This window comes from Microbacterium sp. AISO3, from assembly GCF_002204305.1.
Taxonomy (GTDB): Bacteria; Actinomycetota; Actinomycetes; order Actinomycetales; family Microbacteriaceae; genus Microbacterium; species Microbacterium arborescens.
Genome location: NZ_NHRF01000010.1, coordinates 37,155 through 58,214, shown reverse-complemented (window position 1 = coordinate 58,214; position 21,060 = coordinate 37,155). Strand labels below are relative to the sequence as shown.

Here is a 21,060-nt window from a genome sequence, read left to right as displayed (position 1 = left end):
AAGCGCGTGTCTGATGAAGCCCTGACGACCGCCCCCGTGGCGCTCGATCCCGCGTTCGAGAACGTGTGGGACGAGCTGGTGTGGCGCGGTCTCGTGCATGTGTCCACCGACCAGGAAGCGCTGCGAGAGGCGCTCGGCGGAGACCCGATCACGTATTACTGCGGCTTCGACCCGACGGCGGCATCCCTGCACCTCGGTCACCTCGTGCAGCTGCTCACGCTCCGCCGTCTGCAGCTGGCCGGTCACAAGCCCCTCGGTCTCGTCGGCGGCTCGACGGGCCTCATCGGTGACCCGCGCCCGACCGCCGAGCGCACGCTCAACTCGCGCGAGACCGTCGCCGAGTGGGTCGACCGTCTGCGCGGTCAGATCGAGAAGTACCTCAGCTTCGAGGGCGAGAACGCCGCCCGCATGGTCAACAACCTCGACTGGACGGCGCCGCTGTCGGCCATCGACTTCCTGCGCGAGATCGGCAAGCACTACCGCGTCGGCACGATGCTGAAGAAGGATGCCGTCGCCGCCCGTCTGAACTCGGATGCCGGCATCAGCTACACCGAGTTCAGCTACCAGATCCTGCAGGGTCTCGACTTCCTCGAGCTCTACCGCCAGTACGGCTGCACGCTGCAGACGGGTGGATCGGACCAGTGGGGAAACCTCACCAGCGGCACCGACCTCATCCACCGCGTCGAGGGCACCTCGGTGCACGCGTTCGGCACGCCGCTGATCACCAACAGCGACGGCACGAAGTTCGGCAAGAGCGAGGGCAACGCCATCTGGATCGACGCCGAGCTCACGAGCCCGTACGCGTTCTACCAGTTCTGGCTCTCGACCGCGGATGCCGATGTCGTCGAGCGCCTGAAGGTGTTCACCTTCCTCAGCAGCGCTGAGATCGCCGAGTACGAGCGCCTCGTCGCCGACGAGCCGTTCCGCCGTGCCGCGCAGAAGCGTCTGGCGTTCGAGGTCACCGCGACGGTGCACGGAGTGGATGCGACGGCCAAGGTCATCGCGGCATCCGATGCACTCTTCGGCCAGGGCGACCTGACCGCTCTCGACGCTGCCACGCTGCGCTCGGCTCTGCAGGAGCTTCCGCACGCCACGGCGTCGGCCGGTGCCTCGGTCGTGCAGCTGCTCGTCGACACCCGGCTCGTGGGCAGCCTGTCGGAGGCCCGTCGGGCCATCGCGCAGGGCGGCGTCTCGATCAACGGTGCGAAGGTCGACGACGAGTCGGCCGTCGTCGTCGGCGATCTGCCGGGTGGTGTTGCCGTGCTGCGGCGGGGCAAGAAGACGCTCGCGGGCGTCTTCGTCGAGGACTGACCCGACCGGATGCCGTTCACCCCGAGCCACGCCGTCGTCGCGCTGGCGGTCGTTCACACACCGCTCGTGCCGGCGGCGGTGGCTGTCGGGGCGATGGCTCCGGATCTGCCGTTGTTCGCGCGCGGGATCGGCATCAGCTATGCGCAGACGCACGCGTACCCGTGGCTGACGGTCGTGATCGCGGGCGTGCTGCTGCTCGCGTGGTGGCTGCTGCTGCGCCCGGCGGTGCGTGAACTCGCGCCGGACTGGCTGTCGAGACGGCTGCCGCCGGCGTGGGATTCCAGGGGTGGCGACGCGCTGCGAACGGTCGTGCCGGGGTCGGGGCGCGGCCGGTCGGTCGCGGTCACGGTTCTGCTGGTCGTGGTGTCGCTCGCTCTCGGCGTGCTGAGCCACATCGCCTGGGACGCCTTCACCCACGAGGGGCGCTGGGGCGTCGAGCTCTTACCCGCGCTGGCCGAACGCTGGGGACCGTTCCACGGCTACCGGTGGTTCCAGTACGCATCGAGCGCGCTCGGCCTGCTCGGGCTCGCGGTGGCGGGGGCGTTCTGGTTGCGGAAACGGTCGTCGGCTCCGGTGCGGCGGGTGCTGCCCGGCGCCGTGCGGGTGGTCTGGTGGGTGTCGCTGCCGGTCGCGCTCGTCGCGGCGTGGCTGATCGGCCTCGCCGCGTACGGCCCGCTCACGACGGAGTGGACTGCGCAGCACCTCGCGTACCGCGTGCTGCCGCCCGCGTGCGCCATCTGGGGAGTGGCGACGCTCGTGCTGTGCGTCGTCGTGCAGGTGGCGCGCCGCCGCGCCGCGCGGTGAGTGACGCGGGGTAGTTGTCGAGGCGATCAGTGATCGCGTGCCCGAGGCGTGGATCAGTCGACTCCGCGCAGTCGGTCGATCTCGCGGCGTTCGCGTTTCGTCGGTCGGCCGGCGCCGCGGTCGCGGACGGCGAGCATCGCCATCGGCTCGCGCGGGGGAGTGCGGTCTTCCAACGCGGTGGCGGCAACAGGCGCACCGACGCGCTTGGTGAGCGTCTGCCGGACGACGAGGATGCGGTCGAAACCCGCGATCCGCACTCGTAGCTCGTCGCCGGGCTTCACCGACTGCGACGCTTTGACCTTCTCCCCGTTGACCCGGACGTGACCGGCGCGGCAGGCCGTGGTCGCCGCTGAGCGGGTCTTGTAGATGCGGACCGCCCACAGCCACGAGTCCACGCGGACGGGGGCATCGGATGCGGTCATGCGTTCCATTCTCGCCGAAGCGTCACGGGTGCTCTCCGGTGCCCGTCTCGTGGGTGTCGGCGAGGTCGAGCGAGACGACGGCGACGTGCGGCTTGGGGCGCGCGACCTCGCGGAAGCCCGCGCTGAGGAACGTGGACAGAGCGCCGTGGTACAGCTCGTTGGACGTCACCTTTCGCCCCGCATCCGGGTCAACGGGGTACGCCTCGACCACGCGTGCGCCGTTCTCGCGGGCGAAGGCGATCGCGGCATGGAGAAGCGCCGCGTTGAGGCCCGAGCCGCGATGCTCCTTGCGCACCGCGAAGCAGCTGACGGCCCAGACATCCGCGTCGTCCCAGGGCTCTTCGGTCGCGCCGGCGTAGGCGCGTGTCTTGCTCAACCGGATCTGACGGGTACGCGGGCCGACACGCACCCAGCCGGCGGCATCACCGTCGACGTAGGCGATGAGTCCGGGGGAGGGCGCGGCATCCACTTCGCTTCGGAAGGCTGAGGCACGGCCGTCGATATCGGTGCGCTGGAAGTCGGCGTTCGTCATCGTCCACCACTGGCACTGACACTCGTGCCCATCGCCGCCGCCGCTCATCGCGTGCTGGGCATCGCTGAAGCTGCCGGGCGTCACCGGCACGATCGTCGTCTCGCTCATGGCCAGACGGTACTGCCCGCCCCCGACACCGGGCAACGATCGGTCGTCGCAGAAGCCCCGCAACGCGCCCGGGTGCGCCGGTTCGCGAGCGGGCTCAGGACCGGTTAGGATAGGGGAGTTGTCCGCGTGCGGACAGCGGACCGGGATGTGGCGCAGCTTGGTAGCGCACTTGACTGGGGGTCAAGGGGTCGCAGGTTCAAATCCTGTCATCCCGACAAAAAAGGCCCGGATTCCTGCTGGATCGCAGAAATCCGGGCCTTTCGTCGTTTCGTGCTGGTCCCGAACCGTCGTGTTCATGCACGACCAGCTGATGCCAGGAACCCGAAGGGCTGCGCGTTCGGCAAGCGCGTCGATGAGAACGGCCGAGGTGCACTGTTCGACCAGCCGACGGCCGACGGCGCCGAGATCGAAATGAAGTATCTCTGGATCCTGCTCTACAACGAGCGCGACGGCATGGTCTATCTGGAGCTGTCCCGCGCGAAGTCGACGGCCGGCAAGGGGATCGACAGCTGGCTTGACCGCATCATCTCCCGCCGCTTGACCGCATCATCTCCCGCCGCTTGACCTCGCGCTCGGCGCTTTCTCGTTCGATGAAGACGAGGTCTGCTAAACCGACCTCGGGCGTGAGCGAAAAACATACATGCTTGTATCTATGTTTTCGTTCTGCCAGGGTGAACCTCACCGGCAGGGTGCCGGCCCAACCTCACTCACAAGGAAGTGGTTCACATGAAGACGAAGTTCAAGAAGGGTTTCGGGGCGGTCGTCCTCGCGGCGTCTTTGGCCGTCGGCGGTGCGCTGAGCGCCGCCCCGGCTTACGCAGGACAGAGCGGCACGTGGTTCGCCGGTCCCTTCAACGCCAGCGCGGAGCACGATGTGTGGGGCGGCACACAGGGGCTGTCCTTCGCCAAACACGGCTGCAAGACGGCCACCTCGGGCTGGACGACCAGCGGCGGATACGCGTGGGCGGCCTGTGGCGTGGACACGGGTAGCTACGCCTACAACTCGTTCAGGTGATCGCCTGAGTGGGCTGAGCTGAACGGAGGCCGGGGGTCGCATCCCCGGCCTCCTCTGTTGCCGGCGGGAGGCGAAGGGTGCCGACGAGGCCGCCTTCCTGGCGCGGTTCCAGTTCGAAGGTACCGCCATGCTGACGTGCGATGCTCACAACGATCGACAGCCCGAGTCCGTGCCCGGTGACGTCGCCAGCGCGTGTCTGGGCGCCGCGGCTGAACGGCTCGAGCAACTGTGCGACCTCTTCGTCCGTGTAAGCGGATCCATCATTCGCGAAGCGGGCGGTCACGGCCGTCGGCGACGCGGTGACTTCGAAGGTCGCATGCCCGTCGGCTGGGGCGTACTGAGCGGCGTTTCGCATCAGATTGTGCACGGCCTGGGTGAGCAGTGTCTGATCCCCATCGACGATGGCGACCTGGTCAGCTTTCACCTCGAAGCTGACGCCACGGGCCGCGAAAGCCGGGGCGAGATCGTCGGCGAGGATGCGGACCACCCCTGCGACGTCCACCGGGTAGCGCCTGTCTTCGGGGAGGCGCCGGGTCTGAGCGAGCAGAAGGAGGGCGTCGATCGTCTCGTCCATGCGGGTTACGTTCCGGAGGGACCGGTCGACATCCTCGTCATGGGCAATGCGGCCGCCGATCGACTCCAGGGACGTCCGCACGACGGCGAGTGGGGTGCGCAACTCGTGGGAGGCGTTCGCAGCGAACCGCTCCTGCTGGGCGAAGGCGTCACTGAGCTGGCTGAGGGTGTCGTCGATCGTGTCGGCGAGGTCCTTGATCTCGTCATCAGGCCCGCGGAGGGCGAGACGCTCGTCCAAAGTGCTGGCGGTGATGCGCCGGGTGTGCTGGGTGATGTCGGAGACGCGGCGCAGGGAGGCCCGCGCTGCGCGATAGGTGAGGAAGGTGCCGAGGGCGGTGATCAGGGCGAGTGCAGAGCCGGTGACGGTCATGGTCATCGTCTTCGCCTGGTTGGTGAGTCGGAACACGGCTTCCACGACCTCCGGGGCGGAGGAGGCTCCGTTTTCGGGGACGACGGTGATGCTCGAGGAGGCGACAGAGGTCAGGGACGCCCAGACCGCGACGAAGACCAGAACCGAGATCGCGGTGAAGATCGCTGCGGACCGCACGGCGATGCGCGCGGCGAGAGAGCTCCTGCGGGACATCAGCTTGTCTCCAGTCGATACCCGAAACCGGGGTCATGGACGATGAGGTCGGGAGCGAGCTTGCGGCGCAGCGAGTGCATCGTCACTTTCACGACGCTGCGGGAGATGTCGTCGGGGGCGTCCCAGGCGACGTCGAGTAGGCGTTCGACGGTCAAGTGCCGTCCCTCGGCGCGGGCGAGTGCCTCGATGACGGCGAATTCCTTGGGGGAGACACGGATGCTCCGGCCGTCGAAGATGACGTTACCGCGGGCTCGATCGACGGTGAGCGCGCCGACGGTGATCTCATCCGAGATGGGCGCGGTTCCGCGCCTGCGGAGCGCCCGCAGGCGGGCGGCGAGCTCCTCGTACGCGAATGGCTTGGTGAGGTAGTCGTCTGCGCCGAGGTCGAGCCCGGTGACGCGATCGCGCACAGTGGTCAGCGCGGTGAGCATGATGATGGGGATGTCCTGACCGGAGGTGCGGATCTCGCGGCAGACGCTGTCTCCGCTCATGCGCGGGAGGTCGCGGTCGAGGATGACGGCGTCGAATTCGTAGTCGATGAGGCGGTCCAGTGCCTGGACGCCGTCGTACGCGGGGGTGATCGTATATCCGTCGCGGGCGAGAGACATGGTGATCGCTGCGGACAGGTCGACGTTGTCTTCGACCAGCAGTATTCGCATCGCGTGCTCCCTTCCTCAGGTACATACGCAGTCTTCCCGGAGGCGGTTAGGGCCAGGTTAGGAGAGCGCTAACCGTACCGAGACCCGCCGTGGATAGACCGGTAACACCACGGCAATTCAGAGGAATCGGAGCGTTCTCATGCGAACAACCACAGCATCAACGCGGGTCGTCAGCGGCATGGTGGCACTCGTCCTCGCAGGCTCGGCGCTGGTCGCCTGTACCTCCGGAGCGGACGGCGAAGGTCAGGCTGCTCCGGAAGGCGAGCGTCTGGCGGGTAGCTTCGAGGAGCTCCTGGAGCAGTACCTCGAAGGCGAGGAGAACCCGTACGTCATCGACGTACTCACGAGCGCCATCGACACCGGCGGCATCACGCAGGCTCAGTATGACGAGGCGCATCGCATGTACACCGAGTGCATGGTCAACGCCGGCTACGAGGAGGAGCACAAGCGCCTCGCCTCCGGCATCATCCAGATCACGCCCCCGGAGATGTCCGCTGAGGAAGCGCAGAAGTACATCGACACCGCCGGGGAGTGTGCCGACGAGCTCGCGCCGATCGAGGCCCTGTACCGAGCGCAGCAGGGCAACCCCGACCTGCTCAGCAACGGCGAGGAGATCGTCGTGGCCTGCTTCAAGCGCAACCAGGTCGTCGAGGCCACGTACACGACCACCGACCTCGCCGAGGACCTCGAGAACCGCTTCGAGGAAGCGGAGTACGACCCGAACGACGCCACCGTGCAGGAGTGCTTCTCAGCAGGCGGCTACGCCGTCGCATTCGAGGAGGAGGAGCAGTGACGTTCCGCCGGACGGCCTCACTGATCGCTGTGACCACACTGGTGGTTATCGGCGCGGCAGGTTCCCTCGGGTACGCGCTCCGACCAGTCCCGGAACCCGAGCTGCTGCGTGCAGGCAGTGAAGAGACATCGGCGCCGGTGGTCGCGCAGACCTTCGACGACAGTCGGCGCGTGCAGGTCAAGCTCGTCAGCGGCGCCGACCAGACCCTCGCCATCCAGACGTCGGGCACGCTGACAGCGTCCTGGTGCCGCGACGGGGGGGAGGTTACCTCGGGCACCGTCGTCGCGCACGTCGACGAGCGCCCCCTCATCGCACTGCACACTACGGTCCCGCTCTACCGCGACCTGTCCGTCGGGGACGACGGCGCCGACGTGGCCGCGCTGCAGACCGAGCTCATCCGCCTGGGCCACCTCGACGCGGAAACCGTGGATGGGGAGTTCGGCAGCCGCACCGGACGGGCTCTGCAACACCTGAGGGTAAGAGCCGGAGTCGAGGAGGGCGAGCGGTTCGCTGAGCGCGCGGAGTTCATCTGGCTGCCGTCGCCGCAGCTGACCGGCATCGCATGCGCCGTGAAAGTCGGCGACGCCGTCTCGCAAGGGAGTGCCATCGCAACATCCCGCGGGGCCCTCGAACGCGTGACGGTGCAGTCTGTCCCCGACAACCTCACGCCCGGCGACCGGACGATCAAGATCGGGTCGGTGCGGGGCCCTCTCGATGCGCAGGGAACCGCCTCCGACCCGGCCTTCCTCGCCCAGCTCGCCGGCGATGAGCGGCTGATCTCCGGCCTCGCCGAAGATCCCGGGGCGACTGTCACCGCGACCATCGCGCTCGCGTCGCCGATCGACGCCTATTCCATTCCCGCCGGCGCGCTGATCTACGACGGTGACAGCAGCTGCGTCAAGACAAGCGCCGGCACCGTGAGGACAGAACTTCTGGGCTCCTCCCTCGGCGCGGCCGTGGTCGCGTTCGAAGGCGAAGTGCCGGAGAGCGTCGCGATCGGGAGCGCGCTGGAAGGGGTGCACTGTGAATGACGGGCGTGCGGTGCGCGCCATCGGGCTCGGGCACGGCTTCCCCGGCACACCGCTGCTGTTCGAGAGCCTCGATTTCGAGGCGCGCCCGGGCGACGTGGTGGGACTGTGCGGTCCTTCCGGGAGCGGCAAGTCCACGCTCCTATCCATCTTCGCCGGGTGGGAGACGCCATCGATGGGTCGGGTCGAACGCGTGCGCATCACGCGCACCAGCTGGGTGTTCCAGAACCCGCACGGCGTCGCGCACCGCAAGGCGATCGACCATGTCGTCTTCCCGTTCCTCGCCGCGGGAAGCACGCGCGGCGAGGCCGTCGAGCTCGCTCGTCCGATACTCGCGTCGTTCAAGCTGACCGCCGTCGCCGACCGCTCCTTCCGAGAGCTCTCCGGAGGGGAGGCGCAGCGCCTGATGCTTGCCCGCGCCGTCGCGACCAGGCCCTCCCTGCTCCTTGTCGACGAGCCGACGGCGCAGCTGGACCTCCGAACCTCGGAGACCGTGAACCAGACCCTCGGTGCGGTCGCGCAGGAGGGCGCCATCGTCCTCATTGCCACGCACGACCCGGGCACACGGGATGCGTGCAACCGCGTCATCCAGCTCGAGGACTACGCCCCCACGAGGGGGGTGGCCGCATGAAGATGCGCAGCATCGCCTCCGAGGTCCTGCGGAACGTCGTCTCCGGGACCGCGCACGTGCCGCTTCTCGGTCTCCTGCTCGCGCTGACGGCGGGGCTCGCCGCGGGGGCGGACGTCGCGGCCGTCCACGGGCTGCAGAACCAGGCCCGTACGTTCATCACCGGCGGCGGGGCGACCCGCATGCTGGTCGCGGAGGACAGCGTCGACCGCGCCCGTTGCGAATCCCTCGACTGGTACCGGAGCGTGCAGGCCTCCGGTGCATTGCGTCAGGCCGAAGACCTGCCACTGGACGCACTCGCCGGCGCCGGGTTCCCTGTGTACGAGGTGACAGCCGGGTTTGCAAGCCTGCTCGACGTGGAGTCCGCCTCCGAGGGTGCTTGGGTCTCGGAGCCTCTCGCGGAGTCCCTCGGGGTCGCCACCGGTTCGACCCTCGCCACGGATGGCCGGGACCTCAAAGTCGCCGGCATCTTCGCCTACCCCGACGACGGACGTGACGCTCGCCTGGAGTACGCGATTGTCATGCCCGTCGAGGGTGCCGGGGTCTTCGACGAGTGCTGGATGCGCGCCTGGCCTCAGGGCCCCGACGACGATGGCCTCCTCCGCCAGGCGCTCGCGTCCGAGGCAAGCACCGGGACCGAGGTGTCGCTGACTCAGCTGAACCGCAGCATGGGTACGAGCTTCACAGGCACAGCGATGTTCGACGACCGCCTCACCCGATGGGCGCCCGCGGTCGCCGCGGCCGCGGGGCTGCTCATCGGGTTCGCCGCCGTACGCGCCCGTCGCCTGGAGCACGCTTCGGCACTGCACGCCGGCCAGTCACGCGGCGCGATGACCTCGACAGCGGTCCTCGAAGCCGTCGTGTGGTCTCTGGCCGGCGCCGTCTTCGCAGGAGCAGTCATCTACCTCAGTGCAGGAGCTCTCGCCCCGGAGGACGTCGCCTGGGTCCCGGCCGCCATGCTGCCGTCGCTGGTCGCGAGCTTCGGTACGGCGCTCGCGGGCGTTTTCCTCGGGACTCTCACTGTGCGCGAAGCGGACCTGTTCCGATTGTTCAAAGAGCGATGAACGCCGTCAGATCATCGCGCGGCTGTCGGCGAGAGCGACGCAGTGAAGGCCTCGTATCCCTCGTCGGTGGCGATCCCCCGGATCGCAAGCGAGCTGACCTCGCGAATACGCTCGTCGAGGTCCGCCCAGCGCGTGGCGATGGCGGAGATCTCCTGCACGCCGACGAAGGTGGCCACCACGAACCGGGAGGCGGCTTCGATCTCGACGTCGGAGCGGACCTCGCCTGCCCCCTGTGCGCGCAGAAGGAACTTCCCGATGGCGTCGTTCCACATGGTGAACGACGCGCCCAGGAACTCCGGGAACTCCTCAGGAGTGTGGGAAGTGAGGCGAAGCCCCGCCTGCACCGTGACATCCGCGCGCACCAGTTCCGCCAGCCCCGTCGACACCTCGTGCAGGCCGGCGAGACCGCCTCCCGCGGAGCTGAGGACCCGCTCGCTCAGGTCGACCATCATCGCGTGCTCACGTCGGATGATCTCGAGCGCGAGCTCGTGCTTGTTCTCGAAGTGGAAGTAGAAGGCACCCTGCGTGACTCCGAGTGGTTCGATCACATCCGCGATGCGGGCCTTGTCGAACGGTATGGTCGCGAAGACCCGGCTCCCGGATTCGAGCAGTGCTTCACGGGTCTCCCCGCTCCGCTGTTGCTTGCCCATATGGGGGCTGACACCTCCGACCGGAATTGGGTTCCCCCACCATGACACTCGCCGCGAGTGGGGTCGCAGGGCCTGGTGAGAACTGCCTACATGGTACAGAGATGAATGTATGACCACTGCCAACGATGCATATGACAGGGGCATGAGCCGGGACGCGAAGGGCCGTTCATGCTACGTAGTCGGCTACCGGTGTGAACTTTGCCGCTGCGCGCCCGGTACGCCGGCGTGGGCGGCATCCGTCGACGGTCAGGGGCGGCAGGAACTCGAAGGTGATCTTCGCCGTGCATGGATATTCGAGCGCCGCCGATGATGACAGAACCGCTCGCGGGAACGTGGACGTGACCGTGCCGCCTCATGACGGTCTCGCCGAACTGAGCGGATAGCTGCTTGTATGTTCTGAGGGGGTTCGAGTCGTGGTGGGGGAAGCTATGGCGAATTCAGTCGCGGTCATCGGCGGGACGGGATTCGTCGGTCGTCATGTGGCGGAAGAGCTCGCGCATGCGGGATTCGACCCGCTCATCCTCAGTCGAGGCCGGAACGCCGAATTGCGATCCGATCACAGGAGTCGCGTCGTCGATATCGCCGACGGGGCGGAATCTCTCCGCAAGGCGATCTCCGGGTCGATCGCTGCGATCAATGCGGCGAGTCACGTCGGAGATGATGCACGGGAGCAGCGCCGCGTGAACGTCGACGGCGTGACGCATACCGCCGAGGCGACGACGTCGCTCGGCATCCCCCTCGTGCACGTCAGCACGGCGGGAATCTACGGTGCACTCGCATTCTCAGGCGGCAGGGAGGGGCAGTATCCGGTTCACCCGGAGTCCGAGCTCAGCGCGACGCGAGCGCGAGGCGACGCGGTCGCATCCGCTTCAGGCGCGTCCGTGCTGCGCCCCCTGTTCATCACCGGAGTGGGGGACGGGCACTTTCTTCTGCGGCTGCTCTCCGCCCACGCCGCGCTCGGAGCATGGATCGAAGACGGTGCCGCCCGATTGTCGGTGGCATCTGCCGGCCTCGTCGCCCGGGCAGCCGTCGCTGCCGTGCGGCATCGCCTGGAAGGTGGAGCGGGTGCGGTGGTGCATGTCGTGCCGGATCGGCCCGTCGCCGTGAGAGACCTCCTCTCGCCGATCCTCGCCGAGTGGGGGATACTTCCCTCCCGGTCGCTGAGCGCCGCCGATGCCGGTGCGGCACTCGAGGCGCGCGGTATCCCAGCGCGCAAGGTCGCGCAGTTCGCCCACGACTACTTTCTCTCGTCCGAGCGCCTCCGCGATCTCGTGCCCGATGCGGGAAGCCGCGATGTTCACCTCACCGATGCGGCGCTGTCGTGGTACGTCCAGCACGGGCGGTCGGCGCGCTGAACGTGTGAGCACCGGCCGCGGATCGGCCAGAGGATAATGGGCTCTCGTGCGCAAGGATGAAGCAAACCGCGAGGTCTCGACGGCTGTTCGGCGGACGCCGCAGCAGAGTCGGTCGCAGGAGACCCAGCGCGCGGTGGTCGAGGGGGCCGCGAACGTGTTCGACCGCGAGGGATACGGCAAAGCCAGTCTCTCGATGATCGTCGAGGAATCGGGGATCTCCCAGGGGTCGATGTACTTCCACTTCAAATCGAAGGAGCAGATCGCGCTCGCGGTCATCAACGAGCAGCACGCGCGCTCGCTCCCGTTGTTGACGGATGCCGTCGACACCTCGCCCGGCGTCTTCGAGAGGCTGGTCGCGGTGTCGCGCGCCATGGCGGACCAGCTGCGTCACGATGCCGTCGTGCGGGCCGGAATCCGGCTCGCGATGGAAGAAGGCGCCCTCGGCGCGCCGGCCGGCAACTTCTACCTCAACTGGGTCGAGATGACGAGTGCGATGCTCGCACCTGCGCTGGAACGAGGCGAGCTCACGAGCGGGCTGTCTCCCGAGACCCTCGCGAAGACGCTCATCGGCTTCTTCACCGGTGTGCAGCTCATGTCGCAGGCGATGAGTTCACGTGACGACCTGCTCGCCGGTCTCCGCGATATGTGGCTCTTTGCGGTAGACGCGATGGTGCCCCCGGCGGATCGCGATGCCGCCGTCGCCGCCGTCGAGGCAGCATTCCGGCCCGCCTAACGAGAGTAGGCGAGCGAGGCTGCAGCCTGGAGGCCTCCGGTGCCGCGCGCGACGACGTCGAACACGTTCCACCGCACGGACGCGCGGTCTATCCGTTGGGTTCGGGCGATACTGACCTCCAGAAAGAGCGGTCCGTGCAGCTGTCGACGCTCGCCGACGTCGAACGACGCGCTCCGCATCCAGATGGAGTTGGCAGACGCCCGATCCAGTCCGTCGCTGCAGTAGATCAGCGCCTGCGCCTGCTGCGCGGAGAGGCGCAGGAGGTCGAGCACGGTGACGACTCTTCGGGCGGGGGGACAGTCGGACGCGATCTCGTGCTGGAACTCGACCGAGCGCCCCGCCTCGATGCGTGTCAACCGGGACTTCCACACGTGCTCCACGGCGCAGTCGGCGGCGAGCTCGACGGAGAGGGGGCTTCCGTCCGACGGTGTCGCCTGAATCAGCGCAGGCGGACGATCCAGGTGCGCGACGGTGCGCATTGCGCCCAGGGTGAGCCGTGCTTCGACGCCCGCCGTGGAACCCAGCGCGCCGAGCGTGCCCGAGACGGGAACGCTCTCGAGTTCGACATCCGCCGTCGTCCCCGCACGAAGACTGACGCTGCGTAAGCGCGGGGGCGTGGGCGACGAGGAACCGTCGATCGGTGCCGGGTGCGAGCACAGTGCCGCAGTCAGGACGATCGCATCGATGGAGCTGAAATGCGGCGCGGGTGATCTTCCCGTTTTGACCGTCCAGGTCTCGGGATACTCGAGGGCGGCGCGGCCTTCGAGGGCGAGCTGCTGATCGCCGGAGCGCGTCGCAGAGCCGGTGAATGCTCGCGCGACGTGTCGGAATCGGCTCGCCAGGTAGCGCTCGGATGCGGGACCGAGCAGATCGTCCAGACTCGCGCCGACCGCTCCTGAGATGGCAGCTGATCGATGCGAGTAAGCCATGCGGTCAGCTTATTTATGGCACACAGGTAACGCTAGAGCGAGATGGATGCCCGTTCGTGCCATGATTAACTGGTGCGAACGACTTAGTAATGCCGGCGATGATGACCAAGGCAGGGGAGCGACGCGATGAAGGCACTCCGGAAGACGATCCTGGCGGTTGCGATGGTCGGCGGGCTGACGGTGGCAGCGTCCGGATGCGGCGTGATCGACGACACCATCGAAGGACTCACGGCGACCGGTCCGGCGACGCCCGCCCCGCCTGCCGGGGGCGATGGGTCCGAGGGCACCGGCACCGACATCGTGGTGACCGCGATCGTGACGAGCGACGCCGCGAAGTCCGGCGAGATCTTGGTGACCGTCGACGCGCCCCGCGACAGTCAGAGCTTCGCGGAGGACTCGGTCGAGCTGCCGTTCGAGCACGAATTCAGCGTGCCGACGGATGTGGCGTTCCCGTTCCGCGGAAGTCGGATCGAGGTCGACGCGGGACCGGGGGCCACGTGGATCGAATGTCGCATCATCGTCGACGGTGAAGAAGTCGCGACCCACCGTGCCGAGGGAGGCGCTTCGACCGCGGTGTGCGAACGCAGGCTCCAGCTCGGGCCGTCCTGATGGATGTCGGCACCCTCGGAACCCTCGTCGTCCTTGCGCTCGTCGACTCGACGAGCTTCGGCACGCTGCTGATTCCCGTGTGGCTTCTCACAGCTCCGGGACGGGTCCGCGCAGGTCGCGTCGTCGGATACCTCGCGACCGTCGCTGCGGCCTACTTCCTCGTGGGAGTTCTCCTGTATCTCGGTCTCTCCGCGATCGTCACGCGAACGCGAGCCGTATGGGATTCGCCTGGCTTCCTGATCGCGGTCCTCGTGCTCGGCATCGTGCTGATGGCGGTGAGCTGGCTGATGGACACGAAGAAGGCGCGTGCTCGCGCGGCGGAGCGCGCGGCGGCCGGTGGCGGAAGGATTCTGAACTGGCGGAACCGGATCATGGAGGACGGGCGCACGCGCGGGGCGACGCTCGGTCTGGTGAGTCTGGCACTCGTAGCGGTCGTGCTCGAACTCGCCACGATGGTTCCCTATCTCGCGGCGATCGGCATCGTGGCGGCCGCAGGCGTCGGCCCGGGCCTGTCGGTGGTGACGATCGCGGGATACTGCGTCGTCATGGTCCTGCCGGCCCTCGTCCTCCTGGTCGGGCGGATGGTTGCGCACGATGCGCTCGAAGGACCGCTCACGCGGCTCGATCGGTGGCTCACGCGCAACGCTCAGGCGACGACAGCCTGGATCATCGGCATTGTGGGGTTCCTGCTCGCGGTGAACGCGGTGGCGAATCTCGGCTGGGTCGATATCGGCGCCGGAGCGTCATGACTCCCAGGGCGGTGCCGCAGGATGGACGTCGAAAAATGTCGCAGCGGGTGCCGAGAGGTGCTTCTGTGACCGGAGTTCTGCGGGTGTGATCACATCGACGCCGAGTGACGACAGCACGGCGGGCAGACGACGGTTCCACGCGAACGTCGTGAGCTCGGGGTCGGTCCTCGACAGAGAAGGCCAGCCCATTCCGGAGTTGCTCGACACGACGTAAGCGATGGGCCGGTGATTCTCCACCGCGTCCGTCACGGCCGCCAGATGCATGCGGAGGGTCGCATCGCCGCAGATCACGAGGGCCTTCTGCGAGCGCTTCGCGCCGAGCGAGCCGCAGAGCGCGGCACCCATGGCCGCTTGCTCGGCAGCGACGACGAGTGACGTCGACGGCGGAACCGTGAGGAAGCGCGGGTCGTAACCCCACATGTCCGTGAGACCGTTCTCGATGCAGACGATGTCGAAGTGTCCATCGACCATGATGCCCTCGATCTGAGCCCATGTCGCGGCCATCTCGGACACGCCCTGCTGCCTGATCGGCCGGGCCCCGCGGAGCGGGGGCGGAGCTGCGGAGGCCACGAGCCCGTCGCGGGCGAGCGCCAAGAACGCCGCTGCGTCGGACGTGACGTCGATCCTCCGGCCGTCGTGGGCCGGGCAGCTGACCTCGGACTCGTCGACCACGAGGAGCGTGGCGCCCTGTTTCGGCGCCCACCTCTCGCGCACGGTTTCCTCGAGCGCTGATCCGAGCGACACGACGACATCTGCCGCCGCGAGCGCATCGAGGCCTTCCGGCGTCGCATAGAGCCCGGCCAGGCCGACGAAGCTCTCGCTCGACTCGTCGATCGCGCCTCGGCCCGAAGCGGTCACCAGCGTCGACGCGCCGAGCTGAGCCGCGAAGGCGTCGAGATCCCCGCCGCGGACGTGCGCCCGCTTCGCGCCCCCGCCGACGATCACCGCGATCCGCGCGCGTTGGGCCGCGGCATCCCGAAGCTCGTCGACCGCCCGCAGAGCGGACATCGATTCCCGTGTTGCCGGGATCGAAACGCTCCGATCGCGAGACCACCGGCGCCGAGTCCCGTCTCCGTGCTCCTCGTCCGACCCCGTGCGCGTGCGCACCACCGCGACCGCCGGCGAGCGGTGGCGGAACGCCTGCCGCGAAGCGGCGGTGATCCCCGCGATGAGATCGGCTGAGTTCTCGATCGTCCTCGTCGGCATCTTCAGGGATCGGCAGATGTCCTCTATCGGCAGATCCTGGAACGCGCCCCACCCCCGCCGCTCCGGTGCGGCCGCCTCGACGACGACCAGCAGGGGCACGCGACCTGACGCTGCTTCGGACAGCCCGAGGAGCGCGTTGACGAACGAGGGCCCGGTCTCGAGGCTGAGCACCGTCAACGCGTCGGGCTGGAGAGTCGCGCGCCCGAACGCGGCGAACGCGGCGGTGCGCTCGTCGCTGAAGACCGACCGCTCTTCGCGAGTGCAAGCGTCGAGGAGGCCTGGTGCGTCGAGCGGCAGGCCGAACACTTGCAGGTCGCCCAGGTCGCGCAGCGCCGCCGCCGCCGGACCCCAAGCGAGTTCCGACGTCACGCGGGGTGTCCCGACAAAGCCGAGGAAGTGACGTCCCAGGTGCCCGAGGGCGTTCTCCGGACGCGGATGATGAGCGCAGTACGCTCGCCGTCGTGGGCGCTGGCGGCGACATGCACGAGGGTGGGGTCGGTGGCTCCCACCGCGAACGCACTGCCGTCGAACCCCGCTTTCGCCAGCAGCCCGAAGGCCCGGCACGCGTCCGCGTTCATGAGCTCGGTGGGCACGACGCGGTAGCCCGGGCTGTATCGGCGTCGCGGGTACTCGACGGAGATCCAGTCGAGGAGCGGGCCGCAGTCGAACCAGACATCGAAATCGTCTTCGAGGTCGGGGCTGTGCAGATGGCACGCGGCGAGGACGATCTCGCCCATCGTCACGTGCCATGACGGGTAATCCAGCGAGACATTCGCCGCGACGGTGTGCTCAGTGGTCATGGCTGTCTCCGATCAGAGGGGAGTCGCTGTTCGTCAGGCTGACGTGCAGGGCGCTGCTCGTGGCGTGCGGGTCGGGTCGCCAGGGCAATTCGGCGGTTCCGTGAGCGATCTCTTCGCCGTCGCGTCGGAGACGCCAGTCGACGATGTAGTCGGGGCACACCGGATTCGTCTCGAGCCTCCGGTGCATCCGCACGTCGACCGTGTCGCCCTCACGTACCGGTAGCTCGGTGCTGCCGAGGGGAACCACGACGGGCAACCAGCTCGACCGAGAGCTCAGGCTGTCGACGGAGTGCGTCCCGATCTTCACCGCCACCGACAACAGCAGTGAGTCCAGCGTCCCCGGACGCGACACCGCCACCTCGGCCGGAGCGGATGCGACTTCCGAGAAGCTCCCGCTGAAATTCGCTGTCTCCACGGTGGTACGGCGGGACAGCAGGCCAAGCTGGACCTGCCGCCCCACGACGCACAGCCGCACGTCGCCGCAGCCGACGGTCTCCGCGAGCGCACGGCGATAACGATGGGCTTCGCGCGCGAACACGGGCTCGGCGCCCCTCAGCATCCGCCGCCAGCTGAACGCGCTCACGCTCGTGATCCAGCCCTGCGGGACGACGAGCATCCCGGGGTCGCCGATACGTCGGATCTCTCGGCCCACCACCTGCTCAGCCCCTTCGGAGCTGCCGATGGCACCGACGATCTCGCTCACGAGGATCGTGGGGCGGATCTCCGATTCGACATATTCGTCGTAGGAGAGAACATCGATCGATGCATATCGGGGGTCGTTCGCCAGTTCGGCGGTCAGGGCCTCGCGGACGTGGTCCAGCTGCTCGACGGCGACCACTCGGCGCGCGCCGAGCCGTGCCGCGAGGCGCGCCCACGGGGCTTGCCGGCCGCAGCCCAGCTCGACGACGACCGAGTCTGCGGAGACGGCGTCGGTCAGAGTCTCCTCGAAAGCGCGCACCCGAGGCTCATCGTCCATCATGAACTGATAGGCGTCGTCGTCGTAGATGGGGTACTCGCCGATCGACGGCAGAAAGTAGGCGCCCGGTCCGGAAGGCGTGCCGGGGAACGCGGTGCGCGGTGCGTCGAGATCAAGCGTCATGCTGCACCCGGATGACGCGTGGCAGGCGTTCGCCGCGTTCGGACATCAGTGTCGCGTCGACCAACCGGTCGGTGACAGCGGCGAGATCGACCCACCGGCCGGCCGAGACCAAGCGATCGACAAGGTCGGGATCTCGCCGGCGGTAGATGGTGTGGGCGGTCGAAGGCACGACGAGGTCGGCCACGACCGCGGTGAACGAACGGCATGTGCTCGATGCGTCCGCGACGGAAGCCAGCAACGACTCTCCCTCTCGTTTGGTGCGTGCCGTCAGCTCGTACATATCGGGCTCCTCGTCGTCGGGTCGATCCGGCAGATGGTTGTGGGCGTCCGTGGATGTCACGTAGACCACTCCGAACGGAACGCGGTTCGTGTCCGCGATGCCGCGGACCAGGTTCGCGGGCGCCGTGGCGTTGACTGTCCGAGCTCCGGTCGCATCGGGCTCGCTCTCGAGGCCCGCCGCAGCGCACAGGAGCACTGTCGAGATCTTCCCGCCCAGCGCTGCCAGGATCCCGGCGGGCCTGGGCTCGGGCTCGTCGAGGAGGTCGAGCTGCCGCGCCTGCCAGCCCGAGCATCTTGCGGCCAGGCGTGTCGCGCGAGTTCTGCTCGATCGATAGGTGAACACGCCCTCGACGCCGCGGCGGTCGAGTGCACTCACGAGGGACGCGCCGATGCCTCTGCCGCCGCCGACGATGAGGACCGTCATGCCGGCTCGCTCGCCATCGCGCGGGAGGGGAGCGGGGGATACCGCTCCCGAATGCGCGACAGGAGGGTGTTGGCCGGCTCGAAATCCTCTTTCGTGACCATGCCCCATCGCGCGGTGCGCGACAGCGACCCCTGACCGAGATACGACGGCGAGACTGCCGTCTGGCGCGCGACCCCCAGGCGGAACAAACCGTCGAGCGGCCTGTTCTCGACCGAGGTGATCACCGCAAGCGCGTACGCCTCGCGGAAGTCGAACAGCCATGCACCCAACGTGATGGCGGCGTCCAGCCCCGCGCCGCTCGAGAGCGCCCGATCATCCAGCTCGATGCCGATCTGGAACACGCGGGGGAATGTCTGCCGCGAATCGATGCGTCCGACCGGATCGCCGTCGGACAGTCGGTGGATGTCGAATCTGCTGTAGTCCTGCGACGATCCCGCCTCGGCAGATCGCCGCAGATACGTCCACTTGCCGTGCAGATGGCTTCGCCAGCTGGTGTCGGGCTCCACGTCGGTTCCTCCGCTGCCGCTAAGCGCTGACCGTCTCGGCGGAGTCGAGGAACCGACGCAGGTCTCCCACGGTCTTGATCTCCGCGGCCACTTCGTCGGCCACAGCCACCCCGAACACCTCTTCGACACGGATGCACAGCTCGAGCATCGCGAGCGAGTCGATGTCGAGGTCGTCGGCGAGGACGGTGTCGTCGGAGACGACGACATCCGCGTAGCTCTCCTCGTTGATCCGGCCGGCCTCGACGCGCACGAAGTCGTACAGTTCCGAGTCAGTCATGGTTCTCTCCTTCTGTTTCGATGATCAAAGCGACATTGCTGCCCGAGAATCCGAATCCGTTGACCAATGCCGCCCGGTGCCGGTCGGACAGATCGAGGCGGGCTTCGCCCTCCGCCTCCGCGAGAAGCCGGATGCTGCCGGGAGCGGCGAGCGGCTCGCGAAGTCCGAAACTGCCCCCGACAGGTACACCGGAGAGAACGCGCACGGCGGTGACGATCGACGCGACACCCGCAGCGAACACCGCGTGACCCACGGCGCCTTTGTTGGCGAGCACGTCGACCGCCAGGCCGTACGTCTCGGCATACCGTGCGATCGCCTGCAGTTCGGCCTGATCGCCCTGCTTCGTGCCCGTCGCGTGCGCGATCACGAGGGTGGGCGCTCGGCCCGCCTTTCGTGCGGATTCGCTCATCACGAGATATTCCTCGTCGGGGTCCGAGACGGTCTTGCCGCCGATGCTGCGTGCGTGCCATCCGGTGATGACCGGGTCATCACCGAGGGGAGTCGGGGCGGCCTGGACGATCAACGCGCCGGCGAAACCGTAGACGCGTGTGCCGGCTGCGGCCTGATCGAAGGGGCGCACCTCGGGCGCCCATGCCCGTGCGTCTCGGAACGTGTCCTCTTCGAGCGACCCGTCGATGGAGGATGAGCACACCACGACCGTGTCGGCTGCCCCCGCACGGCAGAGATCGGCGGCCACGCCGGCGGCGACACCGGTCGAAGCGCACGCATGCGAGAGCACCAGCGACGTGACCTCGGACCCGGGGAGCAGTGCCTTCACATGCCGCTCGGGACTCTCCGGGTAGTAGCGCGAGGTGGCCGGGTCCGCCCCGATGCACTGCGCGCCGACGATGACGACGACCCTGCGACCGATGACGTAGCCCTTGGCCTGAGCCGCGTTGAGCGCGTTGCTGATGCATGCGTCGCGGAGCTCATGCGCGGCGGCATCCGGATCCCATTCGACATCGTCGCCCACGTCGGCAAGTCCGACGTCGAACCGCTCGCTTCGTGGCGAGCTCACGCTGGTCGCCGCGATGACGGCCCGTGCCGGTGCGGATGTCATGACGCCGTTCCCGCCTGATCGCGCAACCGGCCGAGGGGAACGATCTCACCGTCGATGATCTGAGCTCCGTCGCCCGTGCGCAGCCAGCCGTCGTCGTCCCTTTCGGGCGGATCCACGATCCGGTGATTCACGACCTCTCCGAGGGCGGCGAACGGTGACCGGATCACGAGCTCGCCGTCGCGGATGGTGCACTCGACGCCGTCCAGCGGTCGGCCGCAGCTGCCCTCCGTCGCCGAGGCGTGCAACCCGATCGCGACATTCGGACCGGCCTGGGTGAGTCCGTACCCGTTGGCCAGCGGTATCCCGTTGTCTCGGTAGTGCGCTTCGACGGAGCGAGGGAGCGGATCGCCGCCGACCCCGCGCACGGAGAGGTCGGCGAGGGCATCGAGGACGGCGGGGTCGCGCCGTGCTTTCAGCGCGATGGTCTGCCAGAAGCGCACACCGGCGTCGAAGGTGTCGATGCGACGCTCCAGGATGGCCCGGATCGCCGAGTCGATGTCGAGCGGGTCGAAGACGACCAGCGCGGTGTCGTTGAACAGCGACATCAGCACGACGCTGGTGTAGTACGCCGTCCCCGCGCGAATCGCCATGGCTACGCGGCATCCCGGCCGCACGTCCATCGCGCGAGCCGTAGCGGCGGCGTGCTCTCGGACGCCTGCACGCGCGAATGCGAACATCCTCGGCACGCCCGTGGTTCCGCTGGTGCGCTGAAGCAGCGCCACATCCGACCCGTCGACGTCGAGCCGGGCCTCGCCGACGGGCGCTGACGCGGAGTCGACGAGGATCACCTCATGTCGGTCCCACCGCTCCCTCAACGAGTCGAGCAGCTGGGATGCCGGGAGCGACGGGTCGATCGCGGTCACAC

Annotated in this window: 26 protein-coding genes and 1 tRNA gene; 13 read left to right on the top strand and 14 right to left on the bottom strand. The window is 68.2% G+C overall.

Features of this window, described 5'->3' with window-relative positions:
- The first annotated feature begins 6 nt into the window (after nt 1-6).
- Both tyrS and CBF90_RS13880 read left to right on the top strand, forming a co-directional pair.
- Nucleotides 7-1,311, top strand: coding sequence for a tyrosine--tRNA ligase (gene tyrS / locus CBF90_RS13885; RefSeq protein ID WP_088380875.1), 1,305 nt, complete (start codon nt 7-9; stop codon nt 1,309-1,311).
- 9 nt (nt 1,312-1,320) lie between these two features.
- The gene (locus CBF90_RS13880) at nt 1,321-2,115 is read left to right on the top strand and encodes a DUF4184 family protein (protein ID WP_088380874.1); all 795 of its coding nucleotides are present in this window, start codon (nt 1,321-1,323) and stop codon (nt 2,113-2,115) included.
- A gap of 53 nt (nt 2,116-2,168) precedes the next feature.
- Here CBF90_RS13880 and CBF90_RS13875 read toward each other — a convergent pair whose 3' ends face one another.
- Both CBF90_RS13875 and CBF90_RS13870 read right to left on the bottom strand, forming a co-directional pair.
- Nucleotides 2,169-2,537 (bottom strand): RNA-binding S4 domain-containing protein, encoded by a 369-nt coding sequence (locus CBF90_RS13875; protein WP_023951692.1) that lies wholly within the window; start codon nt 2,535-2,537, stop codon nt 2,169-2,171.
- Nucleotides 2,538-2,559: 22 nt separating this feature from the next.
- Nucleotides 2,560-3,177 carry a GNAT family N-acetyltransferase gene (locus CBF90_RS13870; protein ID WP_036304621.1) on the bottom strand — a complete coding sequence of 206 codons (618 nt, stop codon included), beginning with the start codon at nt 3,175-3,177 and terminating at the stop codon, nt 2,560-2,562.
- 141 nt (nt 3,178-3,318) lie between these two features.
- Here CBF90_RS13870 and CBF90_RS13865 point away from each other — a divergent pair.
- From CBF90_RS13865 to CBF90_RS13855, 3 genes are all read left to right on the top strand, one after another.
- Nucleotides 3,319-3,392: transfer RNA gene (locus CBF90_RS13865), tRNA-Pro, on the top strand.
- A 55-nt stretch (nt 3,393-3,447) separates the two neighbouring features.
- Nucleotides 3,448-3,741 carry a hypothetical protein gene (locus tag CBF90_RS13860; RefSeq protein WP_088380873.1) on the top strand — a complete coding sequence of 98 codons (294 nt, stop codon included), beginning with the start codon at nt 3,448-3,450 and terminating at the stop codon, nt 3,739-3,741.
- Nucleotides 3,742-3,903: 162 nt separating this feature from the next.
- Nucleotides 3,904-4,191 carry a hypothetical protein gene (locus tag CBF90_RS13855; RefSeq protein ID WP_023951689.1) on the top strand — a complete coding sequence of 96 codons (288 nt, stop codon included), beginning with the start codon at nt 3,904-3,906 and terminating at the stop codon, nt 4,189-4,191.
- Here the strand turns inward: CBF90_RS13855 and CBF90_RS13850 are convergent.
- The gene (locus CBF90_RS13850) at nt 4,184-5,140 is read right to left on the bottom strand and encodes a HAMP domain-containing sensor histidine kinase (RefSeq protein WP_141097170.1); all 957 of its coding nucleotides are present in this window, start codon (nt 5,138-5,140) and stop codon (nt 4,184-4,186) included. The genes CBF90_RS13855 and CBF90_RS13850 overlap by 8 nt on opposite strands.
- A 206-nt stretch (nt 5,141-5,346) precedes the next feature.
- Complete coding sequence (locus CBF90_RS13845; RefSeq protein WP_064956894.1) at nt 5,347-6,006, bottom strand: response regulator transcription factor; 660 nt, start codon at nt 6,004-6,006, stop codon at nt 5,347-5,349.
- Between the two features lie 139 nt (nt 6,007-6,145).
- Between CBF90_RS13845 and CBF90_RS13840 the strand changes: the two genes are divergently transcribed.
- Genes CBF90_RS13840 through CBF90_RS13825 form a run of 4 tightly spaced genes read left to right on the top strand, consistent with a single transcriptional unit; the run spans nt 6,146 to nt 9,519 of the window.
- Nucleotides 6,146-6,799 carry a hypothetical protein gene (locus CBF90_RS13840; RefSeq protein WP_141097169.1) on the top strand — a complete coding sequence of 218 codons (654 nt, stop codon included), beginning with the start codon at nt 6,146-6,148 and terminating at the stop codon, nt 6,797-6,799.
- The gene (locus CBF90_RS13835) at nt 6,796-7,830 is read left to right on the top strand and encodes a peptidoglycan-binding protein (protein WP_114598613.1); all 1,035 of its coding nucleotides are present in this window, start codon (nt 6,796-6,798) and stop codon (nt 7,828-7,830) included. Before CBF90_RS13840 ends, CBF90_RS13835 begins: the two co-directional genes overlap by 4 nt.
- Nucleotides 7,823-8,458, top strand: coding sequence for an ATP-binding cassette domain-containing protein (locus CBF90_RS13830; protein ID WP_023951679.1), 636 nt, complete (start codon nt 7,823-7,825; stop codon nt 8,456-8,458). Before CBF90_RS13835 ends, CBF90_RS13830 begins: the two co-directional genes overlap by 8 nt.
- The gene (locus CBF90_RS13825) at nt 8,455-9,519 is read left to right on the top strand and encodes a hypothetical protein (protein ID WP_071918334.1); all 1,065 of its coding nucleotides are present in this window, start codon (nt 8,455-8,457) and stop codon (nt 9,517-9,519) included. The genes CBF90_RS13830 and CBF90_RS13825 overlap by 4 nt, the downstream gene beginning before the upstream one ends.
- Before the next feature lie 11 nt (nt 9,520-9,530).
- Here the strand turns inward: CBF90_RS13825 and CBF90_RS13820 are convergent, their stop codons facing one another.
- Nucleotides 9,531-10,169: a TetR/AcrR family transcriptional regulator gene (locus CBF90_RS13820; protein ID WP_023951677.1), complete on the bottom strand. Its 639-nt coding sequence runs from the start codon at nt 10,167-10,169 to the stop codon at nt 9,531-9,533.
- Between the two features lie 428 nt (nt 10,170-10,597).
- Here CBF90_RS13820 and CBF90_RS13815 point away from each other — a divergent pair, with 428 nt between their 5' ends.
- Nucleotides 10,598-11,524 carry an NAD(P)-dependent oxidoreductase gene (locus CBF90_RS13815; RefSeq protein WP_088380870.1) on the top strand — a complete coding sequence of 309 codons (927 nt, stop codon included), beginning with the start codon at nt 10,598-10,600 and terminating at the stop codon, nt 11,522-11,524.
- 46 nt (nt 11,525-11,570) lie between these two features.
- Entirely contained in the window at nt 11,571-12,257 is a 687-nt protein-coding gene (locus CBF90_RS13810; RefSeq protein WP_023951675.1) for a ScbR family autoregulator-binding transcription factor, read from the top strand.
- Here CBF90_RS13810 and CBF90_RS13805 read toward each other — a convergent pair.
- Complete coding sequence (locus tag CBF90_RS13805) at nt 12,254-13,186, bottom strand: AvrD family protein (RefSeq protein WP_088380869.1); 933 nt, start codon at nt 13,184-13,186, stop codon at nt 12,254-12,256. The two genes, CBF90_RS13810 and CBF90_RS13805, sit on opposite strands and share 4 nt — an antisense overlap.
- A 126-nt stretch (nt 13,187-13,312) precedes the next feature.
- Between CBF90_RS13805 and CBF90_RS13800 the strand changes: the two genes are divergently transcribed.
- Nucleotides 13,313-13,795, top strand: coding sequence for a hypothetical protein (locus CBF90_RS13800; RefSeq protein WP_023951673.1), 483 nt, complete (start codon nt 13,313-13,315; stop codon nt 13,793-13,795).
- A complete protein-coding gene (locus CBF90_RS13795; protein WP_088380868.1) occupies nt 13,795-14,544 on the top strand; it encodes a GAP family protein in 750 nt (249 codons plus the stop codon). The genes CBF90_RS13800 and CBF90_RS13795 overlap by 1 nt, the downstream gene beginning before the upstream one ends.
- On the opposite strand, the gene CBF90_RS13790 is transcribed toward CBF90_RS13795, so the two are convergent.
- The 8 genes from CBF90_RS13790 to CBF90_RS13760 are packed head-to-tail and all read right to left on the bottom strand — an operon-like array spanning nt 14,539 to nt 21,058.
- Nucleotides 14,539-16,119: a thiamine pyrophosphate-binding protein gene (locus CBF90_RS13790; RefSeq protein WP_172407852.1), complete on the bottom strand. Its 1,581-nt coding sequence runs from the start codon at nt 16,117-16,119 to the stop codon at nt 14,539-14,541. The genes CBF90_RS13795 and CBF90_RS13790 overlap by 6 nt on opposite strands.
- A complete protein-coding gene (locus CBF90_RS18445) occupies nt 16,116-16,550 on the bottom strand; it encodes a hypothetical protein (RefSeq protein WP_023951669.1) in 435 nt (144 codons plus the stop codon). The genes CBF90_RS13790 and CBF90_RS18445 overlap by 4 nt, the downstream gene beginning before the upstream one ends.
- Nucleotides 16,540-17,649: a hypothetical protein gene (locus CBF90_RS13785; RefSeq protein ID WP_088380866.1), complete on the bottom strand. Its 1,110-nt coding sequence runs from the start codon at nt 17,647-17,649 to the stop codon at nt 16,540-16,542. Before CBF90_RS13785 ends, CBF90_RS18445 begins: the two co-directional genes overlap by 11 nt.
- A complete protein-coding gene (locus CBF90_RS13780) occupies nt 17,639-18,352 on the bottom strand; it encodes a hypothetical protein (protein ID WP_064956883.1) in 714 nt (237 codons plus the stop codon). Before CBF90_RS13780 ends, CBF90_RS13785 begins: the two co-directional genes overlap by 11 nt.
- Nucleotides 18,349-18,858, bottom strand: coding sequence for a hypothetical protein (locus CBF90_RS13775; RefSeq protein ID WP_064956882.1), 510 nt, complete (start codon nt 18,856-18,858; stop codon nt 18,349-18,351). Before CBF90_RS13775 ends, CBF90_RS13780 begins: the two co-directional genes overlap by 4 nt.
- Nucleotides 18,859-18,877: 19 nt before the next feature.
- Entirely contained in the window at nt 18,878-19,135 is a 258-nt protein-coding gene (locus CBF90_RS13770; protein ID WP_023951661.1) for an acyl carrier protein, read from the bottom strand.
- Nucleotides 19,128-20,195 (bottom strand): hypothetical protein, encoded by a 1,068-nt coding sequence (locus tag CBF90_RS13765; RefSeq protein WP_088380865.1) that lies wholly within the window; start codon nt 20,193-20,195, stop codon nt 19,128-19,130. Before CBF90_RS13765 ends, CBF90_RS13770 begins: the two co-directional genes overlap by 8 nt.
- A complete protein-coding gene (locus CBF90_RS13760; RefSeq protein ID WP_172407851.1) occupies nt 20,192-21,058 on the bottom strand; it encodes an AMP-binding protein in 867 nt (288 codons plus the stop codon). The genes CBF90_RS13765 and CBF90_RS13760 overlap by 4 nt, the downstream gene beginning before the upstream one ends.
- Nucleotides 21,059-21,060: the final 2 nt, after the last annotated feature.

What these genes read in the sequence shown, in the direction of transcription:
- CBF90_RS18445 (WP_023951669.1), bottom strand. Translation starts at nt 16,550, where the DNA reads ATGACCACTGAGCACACCGTCGCGGCGAATGTCTCGCTGGATTACCCG.
- CBF90_RS13825 (WP_071918334.1), top strand. Translation starts at nt 8,455, where the DNA reads ATGAAGATGCGCAGCATCGCCTCCGAGGTCCTGCGGAACGTCGTCTCC.
- CBF90_RS13840 (WP_141097169.1), top strand. Translation starts at nt 6,146, where the DNA reads ATGCGAACAACCACAGCATCAACGCGGGTCGTCAGCGGCATGGTGGCA.
- CBF90_RS13870 (WP_036304621.1), bottom strand. Translation starts at nt 3,177, where the DNA reads ATGAGCGAGACGACGATCGTGCCGGTGACGCCCGGCAGCTTCAGCGAT.
- CBF90_RS13815 (WP_088380870.1), top strand. Translation starts at nt 10,598, where the DNA reads ATGGCGAATTCAGTCGCGGTCATCGGCGGGACGGGATTCGTCGGTCGT.
- CBF90_RS13845 (WP_064956894.1), bottom strand. Translation starts at nt 6,006, where the DNA reads ATGCGAATACTGCTGGTCGAAGACAACGTCGACCTGTCCGCAGCGATC.
- CBF90_RS13850 (WP_141097170.1), bottom strand. Translation starts at nt 5,140, where the DNA reads ATGACCATGACCGTCACCGGCTCTGCACTCGCCCTGATCACCGCCCTC.
- CBF90_RS13855 (WP_023951689.1), top strand. Translation starts at nt 3,904, where the DNA reads ATGAAGACGAAGTTCAAGAAGGGTTTCGGGGCGGTCGTCCTCGCGGCG.
- CBF90_RS13765 (WP_088380865.1), bottom strand. Translation starts at nt 20,195, where the DNA reads ATGACATCCGCACCGGCACGGGCCGTCATCGCGGCGACCAGCGTGAGC.
- CBF90_RS13780 (WP_064956883.1), bottom strand. Translation starts at nt 18,352, where the DNA reads ATGACGGTCCTCATCGTCGGCGGCGGCAGAGGCATCGGCGCGTCCCTC.
- CBF90_RS13880 (WP_088380874.1), top strand. Translation starts at nt 1,321, where the DNA reads ATGCCGTTCACCCCGAGCCACGCCGTCGTCGCGCTGGCGGTCGTTCAC.
- CBF90_RS13785 (WP_088380866.1), bottom strand. Translation starts at nt 17,649, where the DNA reads ATGACGCTTGATCTCGACGCACCGCGCACCGCGTTCCCCGGCACGCCT.
- CBF90_RS13770 (WP_023951661.1), bottom strand. Translation starts at nt 19,135, where the DNA reads ATGACTGACTCGGAACTGTACGACTTCGTGCGCGTCGAGGCCGGCCGG.
- CBF90_RS13805 (WP_088380869.1), bottom strand. Translation starts at nt 13,186, where the DNA reads ATGGCTTACTCGCATCGATCAGCTGCCATCTCAGGAGCGGTCGGCGCG.
- CBF90_RS13800 (WP_023951673.1), top strand. Translation starts at nt 13,313, where the DNA reads ATGAAGGCACTCCGGAAGACGATCCTGGCGGTTGCGATGGTCGGCGGG.
- CBF90_RS13820 (WP_023951677.1), bottom strand. Translation starts at nt 10,169, where the DNA reads ATGGGCAAGCAACAGCGGAGCGGGGAGACCCGTGAAGCACTGCTCGAA.
- CBF90_RS13875 (WP_023951692.1), bottom strand. Translation starts at nt 2,537, where the DNA reads ATGACCGCATCCGATGCCCCCGTCCGCGTGGACTCGTGGCTGTGGGCG.
- CBF90_RS13795 (WP_088380868.1), top strand. Translation starts at nt 13,795, where the DNA reads ATGGATGTCGGCACCCTCGGAACCCTCGTCGTCCTTGCGCTCGTCGAC.